Source organism: Bradyrhizobium iriomotense (assembly GCF_018130765.1).
In the GTDB taxonomy this organism is placed as follows: Bacteria; Pseudomonadota; Alphaproteobacteria; order Rhizobiales; family Xanthobacteraceae; genus Bradyrhizobium; species Bradyrhizobium iriomotense_A.
This window is the reverse complement of the sequence record NZ_JAFCJZ010000052.1, coordinates 1-2,314: the sequence shown is the minus strand read 5'-3', so window position 1 is coordinate 2,314 and position 2,314 is coordinate 1. Positions and strand designations below refer to the sequence as shown.

Below are 2,314 nucleotides of genomic sequence, written 5' to 3'. Positions count from 1 at the left end.
CCTTCAAGAACGGCCTCGAATACTTCCATGCCGTCGCAGCAGGATGGAGCCTCAGAGATATGTGCATGCCCTAGCGCTTTCGCGGGGACGACACCGAGAATAAGGCGCCAGCCGTAGGTCCAGCTACGCCGCGCGAATTTGCGCCAGGAACCGATCCACCTCATCCCGCAGCCGCTGCGACTGCTTCGCCAGCTCGATCGCCGAGCCCAGCACTTCTTCTGCCGCCGTGCCCGTGGCTGCGATGCCGTCGGTGACGCCCGCGATGTTCTGCGAGACCTCGCCGGTGCGGGCCGCGGCCTGCTGGACGTTCTGCGCGATCTCCTGCGTCGCTGTGCCCTGCTGCCCGACGGCGGCGGCAATCGCCGCGGAGATTTCGTCGACCTGCTGGATCGTCGTGCAGATCGACTGGATGCCGTCGACCGCACCTGCCGTCTCGCCCTGCACGGCCGTCACCTGCGCGCCGATCTCTTCGGTCGCTTTCGCGGTCTGCGTCGCGAGTGCCTTCACTTCGGATGCGACCACGGCGAAGCCGCGGCCGGCTTCGCCCGCGCGCGCCGCTTCGATCGTCGCATTGAGCGCCAGAAGATTGGTCTGTCCCGCGATGCCGTTGATAAAGGAGACGACGTCGCCGATCTTCTGAGCGGCGTCGGCGAGGCTCTGCACCCGCGCGTTCGACTGCCGTCCGTCGCTGGCAGCCTTGCCGACCACCTCGGTCGCATGCGCCAGCCGCCGGCTGATCTCGGTCATCGATGACGACAATTCTTCCGCAGCGGCCGCGACGGTCTGCACGTTCTCCGAAGCGAGCGCCGAGGCCGACGACACCGTGCGGGTCTGCTCGCGCGACTGCGCGACGATGGCCGACATCGAGCGCGCAGTGTGCTCCATCTCGACCGCGGCCGCAGATACCGTGGTGACGACGTCGCGGATGCTGGCCTCGAAATTGTCGGCGAGCGCGGCAAAGGCGCGGCGTTTCTCCGCTTCCGACTGCGCCTTGGCCTCGAGCTGCTCGGCCTGAAGCTTGCTGAAATTCACGGCGTTGTCGCGGAACACCGCAACCGCCTTCACCATGGCGCCGACCTCGTCGTCCGCCTTGCTGACCGGCACGGCGACGTCGAGCCGTCCGTCCGCGAGCTCGCGCATCACTGACGTGATCGACAGGATTGGGCGCGAGATGCTGCGGGCGATCAGATAGCCGACGATGGCGGCAAGCACGAGCCCCAGCGCAGCGATGCCGATCGCAAGCATCCAGGCGCGGTCGGCCGAGGCCTCGTAGTCAGCATTGTCCATCACGAGCTCGACGGCGCCGATCGGCTTGCCGGAGAAGTCCTTGATTGGCCCGAGCAGCGCGGCGACCGGTGTAGTGTCGAGCTTGGCCTGCCGCACCGTGAAGTCGCCGCCGGCGGCGCGGCCGTATTCGGCGACGTCGAAGAAGCTCTTGCCCTTCAGCGTGCCGCCGAACAGCTTGAAGTTCGAGCCGTCGGCGAGGTGGAAGGCGACGTCGACATGGCGGTTTGCCTTGAAGTCGTCGAGGAAGGACTGGCCGAAGGTCAGGCCGAACTCGACTGTGCCTAGGTGCTTGCCGGCTTGCGTGATCGGTACCACGCCGCGGATGCCGAGCCCCGCTACGCCGCCTTCGAGCCCGACCACGACCTTGCGGTCCTGGTTGGCGACGACGACGGTCTTGCGGAATCCGGAGAGGTCGTCGCCGAATTTGGCGGGCTGGTGCACGCGCAGGAATGAGGTCGCCGGCGGCACGTGGAACTGGAACTGGTCGACGCCGTACTCCGACTTGGTCGCGGAGAAGACCGGCCCGAACAGCCGCATCAACGCCTCACGATCCTGCTTCGCCATCGCCTCCTGCGTCGCCGGCATCGCTGCCACAACGGCGCTCATGGCGGCGGCGCGACGGGACTCTTCAGTGATGCGCGACTGCAGGGCGTCGTAATGGCTGCGCAGCTCGCGCTGGTCGGCGCGGTCGATGATCCCTGCGATGATCCACATCGCGCCGAGCACCGCGATCAGCGCCGTCGCCGCCGCCGTCACCGCCAGCGCAACCGTGATCCGCATTCTGAGGCCGAGGCTCGCGCGCATGTCCGACTCGTTGTTTGGGCGTTGGTTAAGAACGTCTATCAACTTCTCGCTAAGAGAGGGTGAACGGGCGGGGGCGCGGGGTGGTTGTGGGGGGATGGCTGTGGTGACCGGGCTGCCCGCCAAACAAAGGTGTCGTCCCCGCGAGGGCGCTAGGGCATGCACATATCTCTGAGGCTCCATCCTGCTGCGACGGCATGGAAGTATTCGAGGCCGTTCTTGAAGG

The 2,314-nt window shown here is 66.8% G+C and carries 1 protein-coding gene; it reads right to left on the bottom strand.

Annotated features, from left to right (window positions below):
• Positions 1-123: 123 nt before the first annotated feature.
• Positions 124-2,091: a methyl-accepting chemotaxis protein gene (locus JQ635_RS38855; RefSeq protein WP_211415032.1), complete on the bottom strand. Its 1,968-nt coding sequence runs from the start codon at positions 2,089-2,091 to the stop codon at positions 124-126.
• Positions 2,092-2,314 lie beyond the last annotated feature (223 nt).